Genomic DNA, 8,461 nt, shown 5'->3' with positions numbered 1-8,461 from the left:
CCGGGTCCTTCGGCGTCGTTCACGGGGGGGCGACCCCGCGGACCCGCGGCCGGGCCGGCGACGGCCGGGCCGCGGGCCCGCCCGAACAGCGCACGGCTACGGGGCGGGTCCACCGGGCCGCCCCGTAACCGCGAAGGGCCCCCTCCGCACGGAAGCTGCGGATCACCACATGGATGAGAGGAACCATTTTGAGAGCGGGCAGATGGCCCCGGCGCAGAATCGCCGGGGTCGTATCGGCGGTGCTGATCGGTACCTTGTTGCAAGGGGCGGGTACGCCTCTTGCCCAGGCGGACGACATGCCGGGCATCCCGGCGTCGGAGAAGGCACTCACCGGGCACGGCGTGAAGTCGTTGCCGCGTGGGACGGAGGGCGAGCCGAGGACACCGGCCAAGGCGCCCCGGCATGCCTGGCCGCGCGCCGGGACGGCGACGGTCACCCTGAAACCGGGGGCCAAGGCGGTCACCCGGCGGGCGGGAGACCTTCCCGTCTCCCTCATCACGCCGGCCGCCAAGGCAAAGGCCACATCGCTGACCGGTGCCGCGACGGTCCAGGTCCTGGACCGGAAGGCGGCGCGGAAAGCCGGTGTCGACGGGCTGCTGTTCTCGGTCCGGCGCGATCCGGCGGCCACCGGTGACAAGGTCGGCGTCGGCGTGGACACCTCCGCGTTCGCGCGGACCTACGGCGGCGCGTACGCGTCGCGGCTGAAGCTGGTGCAGCTGCCCGCGTGCGCCGTGACGACCCCGGAGCGCGCGAAGTGCCGCAGCGGCCGGACGATCGACGCGCGCAACAGCGGTACGGCGCTCACGGCCACCGCCACGGTGGGTGCCGCGCCGACCCTGCTGGCAGCCACCACGGCCGCCGAGGGCGGTACCTCCAGCGAGCACGGGGACTACGCCGCGAGTGAGCTGTCGGCCTCGGCGACCTGGTCGACCAGCCTCAACTCGGGCAGCTTCTCCTGGTCCTACGACATGCCGGTGCCGGGTGTGCCCGGCAAGCTCGCCCCCTCGGTGGGCCTGTCGTACTCCTCCGGTGGCATCGACGGCCGCACGTCGGCGACCAACAACCAGTCGTCGTGGGCCGGTGACGGTTTCGCCCTGTGGCCCGGTTCGGTGGAGCGCAGCTACAAGCCGTGCGCCGACGACGACGTCAAGAACGCCGACGGCAAGAAGCCCGGCGACATGTGCTGGGCGTACGACAACGCCACGATCTCGTTCAACGGTCACGCGGGCGAGCTGATCCCGGACGGCACCGACAGGTTCAGGATCAAGGGCGACGACGGCACCAAGGTCGAGCGGGTCCACGGTTCCACCACCGACGTCCGCTCCAACGGTGCCCGCAACGACGAGTACTGGAAGGTGACGACCACCGACGGCACCCAGTACTTCTTCGGATACAACCGTCTCCCCGGCTGGGCGTCCGGCAAGGACACCACCGACTCCACCTGGACGGTCCCGGTCTACGGCGACGACGCCGGCGAGCCCTGCCACCAGGCGTCGTTCGAGGACTCCTGGTGCCAACAGGCGTGGCGCTGGAACCTCGACTACGTCGTCGACGTGCACGGCAACGCGATGGCGTACTACTACAAGAAGGAATCCAACTACTACGCCCGCAACTTCAAGGCCGCCGACGAGACGGTCTACGACCGCGGCGGCTACGTCGACCACATCGACTACGGGTTGCGCAAGGACACGGTCTACTCGGCCAAGGCCCTGGCCCGGGTGGACTTCTCCAACACCGAACGCTGCCTGCCCGAGACCGGGGTCACCTGCGATCCGTCGACCATCGAAGACAAGAAGTTCTACTGGTACGACACCCCCTGGGACCTGAACTGCAAGTCCGGCGAGGACTGCACCAAGTCCGCCTCGCCCAGCTTCTGGACCCGCAAGAAGCTGTCCTCGGTCACCACGAACGTGCTGAAGTCGGACGGCACCTACACGCCGATCGACACCTGGGCCCTGGGCTACCGCTGGGGCATGGCGGACATCGACTACCAGCTGCTGCTGGACTCGATCCAGCACACCGGCAAGTCGGCCACCCCCGCGATCACGCTGCCGAAGGTCACCTTCGGCTACGACCAGCGGGCCAACCGCCTCGACATCGCCGGTGACGACACCGCCCCCTTCATCAAGGAGCGGCTGTCGACCATCGCCGACGAGTCCGGCGGCCGGCTCGACGTCGCCTATTCCTCCTCGGCCTGCGACGCCGGCGACCTGCCGACCCCGCAGACCAACACCACCCGCTGCTACCCGGTCTACTTCACCAAGTCCGGTGACGCCGAACCGTCGGTGCAGTGGTTCAACAAGTACGTGGTCGACGCGGTCACCCAGACCGACCGCACCAAGTCCTCCCCCGACCAGGTCACGCGCTACGACTACCTGGACGGCGCGGCCTGGCACTACACCGACGACGACGGCCTGACCAAGGAGAAGTACAAGACCTGGTCGCAGTGGCGCGGCTACGCCCACGTCCGTGTGCGCACCGGCGGTCAGGACCCGGTCGGGATGAAGTCGCAGGAAGATCACTGGTTCCTGCGGGGCATGGACGGCGACCGCAAGGGCACGTCCCCCGACGACGGCACCAAGTCCGTGACGGTGTCCGACGACAACGGAGGCTCGATCACCGACCACGATTCCGCGGCCGGTTTCGAGTACAAGACCGAGCAGTACAGCGGTCCGGGCGGCCGGGTGCTGGAGAAGACCGTCAGTACGCCCTGGCACCACGAGACGGCCAAGCGCGTGCGTTCCTGGGGCACCACCACCGCCAACCTGACCGGCACCGCCGCGACCCGTACCTGGACCTCGCTGGACGACGGCGCCGGCGAGAAGTGGCGGAAGACGTCCGAGTCCAGCACCTTCGAGAACACCGCGGGCCGGGTCGTGCAGAGCGAGGACCTCGGTGACATCTCGACGGCGACGGACGACCAGTGCACCCGCACCACGTACGTCGACAACACCACCGCCTGGATCCTGACCAAGCCGTCCCGGGTGGAGACCGTCGCGGTCAAGTGCGACGCCACGCCGGACCGCAAGGCCGACGTCATCACCGACGTCCGCACGGCCTACGACGGCCAGGCCTACAACGCGGCGCCCACCAAGGGCGATCCCACCAGGCTGACCGCCCTGAAGTCGCACAACGGCACCACGGCCACCTACACGGAGTCAGGTGCCACCTACGACACCACCTATGGCCGCCAGCTGACCAGCACGGACATCACGGGTACCGTCACCGCCACCGAGGGCACCGCGCCGGTGCGCACCGACCGGACCGACGGCCGGACCACCACCACGGTCTACACGCCCACGACCGGCTTCCCGACCACGATGAAGGTGACCACGCCGCCCGCCACCGCGGGCAGCAGCGCCACGGCGCAGACCGTGACCACCACCTACGACACCACGCGGGGCCTGCCGGTCACGGTGCTCGACACCAATGCCAAGCGCTCCGACACCATCTATGACGCGCTGGGCCGCAAGCTGAAGATCTGGTTGCCCAACCGTTCCAAGGCCAACAGCGACACCCCGAACTACGAGTTCGTCTATACCATCGCCGACGGCAAGCCCGTCGCGGTCACGACGAAGACGCTGAAGAACGACGGTTCCCAGCGGGCCTCGTACGTGCTGTACGACGGCTTCCTGCGGGCCCGGCAGAGCCAGGCACCCGGCCCGGGCGGCGGACGGCTGGTCAGCGACACCTTCTACGACGAGCGCGGTCTGACGGCGAAGGAGTTCGCGCCGTACTACAACACCGCGGCCCCCTCCACCGACCTGCTCAAGCTCGACGACGCGCTGGCGGTGGAGACCCAGACCTGGAACACCTACGACGGCATGGGCCGCGTCGTGAAATCCCAGCAGGTGGCGGGCAACGGCGACGGCGGCAAGGTGCTGGCCACCACCAGCACCAGCTACGGCGGCGACCGCACCTCGGTCACCCCGCCGGCAGGCGGCACGGCCACCACCACGATCACCGACGCCAGGGGTCGCACCACCGACCTGCTGCAGTACAAGGGAGCCACGCCCACCGGCGCGGCGGACACCACCCACTACGACTACGACCCGGTCGACCGGATCACCGCGATGACGGACCCGGCAGGCAACCGGTGGACCTACACCTACGACCAACGTGGCAACCCGAAGACGGTCCACGACCCCGACAAGGGCGACACGACCTACGCCTTCGACGACCGCAACCAGCTGATCTCCACCACCGACGACCGGACCCCGAAGCAGACGATCACCCACGTCTACGACGACCTCGGCCGTGAGCTGGAGGTCCACGACGGCGACGCGAGTGGTCCGCTGCTCACCAAGCGCACCTGGGACCCGTCCGGAGCCGAGGGGCAGCCGGCCTCGGTGACCCGCTACATCGGTGGGGCGAGCGGCAACGCCTACACCACGACGTTCAACATCTACGACTCGCTCTACCGGGTCAACCGGAGCACCATCAGCATCCCGGCGACGACCGAGAACGGCGCGCTGGCCGGCTCCTACCAGTCGAACATCAAGTACAACACCGACGGCACCGTGCAGTCGAGCAGCTACCCGGCCGCCGGCAGCCTCGCCGCGGACGTCATCACCCCCACCTACGACGACCTGATGCGACCGGTCGCCCTCACCGGTACCGGCGGCGTCACCTACACCACCAACACCTCCTACAGCTACACGGGCAAGCCGCTCCAGTTCACCTACCAGAGCGGCGCCAAGAAGACCCAGGTCACCAACACCTACCAGTGGGGCACCCAGCGCCTGGACAACTCGCGGGTCGACCGCGAGGGCGTGCCCGGTGTCGACAAGTCCTCCACCTACGGCTACGACGAAGCCGGCAACGTCACCTCCATCAGCGACGTTTCCCGCGACGGCACCGACAACCAGTGCTTCCGGTACGACTACCTCACTCGCCTCACCGAGGCCTGGGCCCAGGGCGCCACGGGTTGTTCCACGACCCCCAGCGGCTCGCTGCTCGGTGGCCCGGCCCCCTACTGGACGTCCTACACCTACGACGTCACCGGTAACCGGCACACCGAGACCCTCCACGACTCGACGGGCGACGCGGCCAAGGACGTCACCCGCGAGTACGCCTACCCCGACGCCAAGGCCGTCCGCCCGCACGGGCTCCTCACCGTCACCACCACCACCCCGAACGCCACCGCCGTCGACTCGTACACCTACGACGGGATCGGCAACACCCAGACCCGGACCGTCGGCGGTGACAAGCAGGTCCTCGACTGGGACGCCGAGAGTTACCTGGCGAAGGTCACCCAGGGTGCCAAGAGCACGTCGTACGTGTACGACGCCGACGGCAACCGCCTGATCCAGCGCACCGACACCGAGACCACCCTCTACCTCGGCTCCACCGAGATCACCCTCGCCAAGGCCTCCGGCAGCACTCCCAAGGCCACCCGTTACTACGACCTCGGCGGCGGCAACCAGGCCATCCGTACCGACGACGGCAAACTCTCGTTCCTCCTCGGCGATCACCACGGCACCTCGGAACTCGCCGTGAGCGCGGCCGACCTGTCGATGCAACAGCGTCGCTCCACCCCGTTCGGAGCCCCGCGCGGCATGGCCCCGACCTCCTGGCCCGGCCAGAAGGGCTTCATCGGCGGCACCCAGGACGTCTCGACGGGCCTCACCCACCTCGGCGCCCGCGAGTACGACCCGGACACCGGCCGCTTCCTCAGCGTCGACCCGGTCATGAGCACGGCCGACCCGCAGCAGATGAACGGCTACAGCTACACCGAGAACAACCCGGTCACCTTCAGCGACCCGACCGGCCGCACCAAGTGCGACGTCAACCCGGAACTGTGCGGCAGGAAGGACAACACCAACACCTGCAAAGCGGCCTGCATCAAGAAGAACAAGGAAAGAGGCGACAAGGCCAACCGGGAAACCCAGGAGTACTTCGCGAAGAAGCGGAAGAAGGAGGCCAAGAAGCTCTACGACTACTTCTTCACCGCGAACCAGTGCCGCTACAACCCCTACGTGACCGTCTACACTCCGCTCGCCCTGAGCTGTTTCACCCAGGCGGAGATGGATGCCAGCAAGGAACTCGACAAGCAGTTCCTGTCCGCGCTCGGCGACATGACCATCATCGAGCCCGCGTACCAGTGCATGGTCAACAACAACCGGGACAAGTGCGACGTCATCGGTGAAGTGATGTCCCAGCCCTATGGTGGGGGCGAGATTCCGGTCGTGGCCCGCGGGACGTCACGCATCGCCCGCATGCTGCTTCGGCTCCAAAGAGCACTCTGCAGCTTCACGCCGACCACCAAAGTGCTCATGAAGAACGGGCGCACCAAGGCGATCGGCAAGATCGAGCCGGGTGACGAGGTCGAAGCCGCCGACCCGGGGACCGGCCGGCACAAGGGTCCGCGCAAGGTGGTCGCCCGCCTTGTCCATCGCGACAACGACCTCCTTGATCTCGCCGTCCGGGAGCGGGGCGGCCGGACTGTCACCCTCCACACCACCGCCGCTCATCCCTTCTGGGACGAAACCACTCATGCGTGGACCGGTGCCGGTGACCTCGTGCCCGGCCATGACCTCATCACCGCCGATGACGAGCGAGTCACGGTCGTCGATGTGCTGCGGCGGCCTGGTGCCGCGGACATGTACAACCTCACCGTCGAGGAACTGCACACCTACTATGTGCTCGCAGGTTCCACGCCGGTACTGGTGCACAACAGTGATTCGTTCTGCCCGATCTTCTTCGCGGACATAGGGAACGGCGACCTCATGTCGCCGGGTGGCCTTGTCTATGGACCTGGGAAGGTGGATCACGTTCTCGCTCACAGTGTCTCGAACCCGAATAGGGCAACGCATACTGTGTTCGCCGAGAACAACCCGAACAGGGTTCTGGACCTGGTGGACGAGGCGTGGTCCAGGAGGTCCCAGGCCATCAGGGATCCCAACGACGCATTTCAGTTCACCATTCCCATGGACAGGGAGATCGGAACGAATGGCGAGGAATATGTACGGATGGCGGTCGACCCCGCCACCAACCGCATACTCAGCGCCTATCCCATCGCCCGGCCCTAGGGATCAGTAGTCAGGCTTGGCCGGAACCGTCGCCGGTTCCGGCCAAGCCTGTTCGCACAAGAACCAAAAGTGAGGAATATCCGCGACATGGGCAAGGACATCTCCCGAACGGTGGCGGCCCTGAACGAAGCCAGTGGTGCAGACATCTTCGCGTTGCGTGCGGAGGTCGACTCCCGTGTCTCCGCGGGTGAGTTCGACTGGGTGGGTGACCTCGGTGCGGAGCTCGCCGCTCAAGCCGCCGCCGGGCAGGCCCCCTCGGCGAGCTGCGAAGCGATCCTTGATCACGTTCTCCGCGTCCTGGCCGCGCACCCGGGCGTGGAAAGCCTGCGTACCCTGCTGCGTGTGCCCGCCTCGCCTCACGCGCGTGGCCCCGAGCGGATTGCGGCCGAGCGGCGCCTTGCCTCGCTCGTCGCCCACGGCCACCGCATTGAGGACATTGCGCGATCGGCCTTCACCGGGGAAACCGAGGCGGTGCATTCACGTGAATTCCTGGCGTGCCTTCTCCATGAACTGGTGCTCGTTTCGGATGAGGTGGCGGACTGTCCCGCGCTCCGTTCCTTCGCGGAGACGCTCATAACCACGGGACACCCCCTCGCAGCGCTGCCGCTGAGTCTCTTGACCGAGGAACACGGGCTGAGGCGTCCGCCGGGTGCGGCGGCCGACTGGGCCTGGACAGTGCCCCCCACGCCTTTGCTGTCCTTCGATGCGCCTGAACTGCACGCCACGCCGTCGATGCGTCTGCGTGTGGCCGGCATCGAGATGACGGAGGTCGGCGGTCCGGTGTCGGCCGAGGCCATGAGTGCGGCCGTGCAGCACTGGCGCACCCAGTCCAATGGCGAGATCGCTGCGCAGGAGTTCTGGTCACCGGATCCAGTGGCGGAGGAGGACATGCCGGCCGCGTTCGCGCTCCTGCCGCTCATTCCCTGGCCGGCGGACCAGGCCCCGGCGCGGCTGTACCCGTCCACTCCGGACTCGGTGCTCCGGGTCCTGCTCACTGCCGCCGTGCGTGGATCGGCCTACGGCCCTGGCCTCCACGGCGCGTACGGAAGGCTTGCCACCTGGCGCTCCCTCGGCGGCTTGACCGGAGCTCCGGCGGACGCCCCGATCGCGCACACGGCTGAACTCGTGCGACGGGCAAGCTGGTTCCGTGCCGACACCTCGGCTGTGTGGTTCCACGAAGTCGCGTGGGATCTTGCCATCGCGGTACTGCGGTCCGGCGGTCAGGAGATCGCGGTGCTGGCCGCCACCGACACCGACTGACCGAGACCGCCTCGGAGACGTCCCACGTCCGGTCGGACAGGAATGCAGGCAGAAAGCGCCCCGCCGGGATGGCTCGACGCTGTTGGCGAATTCAAGGCGCGGCGTGACGTCGGCCTTCACGACCTGGTTGGGGTCGTGGAGGCCGACGTGCGTTGGGGGTGGGTGCGGTG

At 67.9% G+C, this 8,461-nt stretch carries 2 protein-coding genes; both read left to right on the top strand.

Annotated elements, in window-relative coordinates; genetic code table 11:
* Window positions 1-296 precede the first annotated feature (296 nt).
* Window positions 297-7,031, top strand: coding sequence for an RHS repeat-associated core domain-containing protein (locus ACFWI4_RS40785; protein ID WP_387206734.1), 6,735 nt, complete (start codon window positions 297-299; stop codon window positions 7,029-7,031).
* Window positions 7,032-7,118: 87 nt separating this feature from the next.
* On the top strand, window positions 7,119-8,291 hold the full coding sequence (locus tag ACFWI4_RS40780; protein ID WP_387206732.1) for a DUF6183 family protein: 1,173 nt from the start codon (window positions 7,119-7,121) through the stop codon (window positions 8,289-8,291).
* Window positions 8,292-8,461 lie beyond the last annotated feature (170 nt).

Source organism: Streptomyces sp. NPDC127038, from assembly GCF_042725875.1.
Taxonomy (GTDB): Bacteria; Actinomycetota; Actinomycetes; order Streptomycetales; family Streptomycetaceae; genus Streptomyces.
Note: the sequence above shows the minus strand (reverse complement) of the source record. Positions and strands in the feature narration are given on the sequence as shown.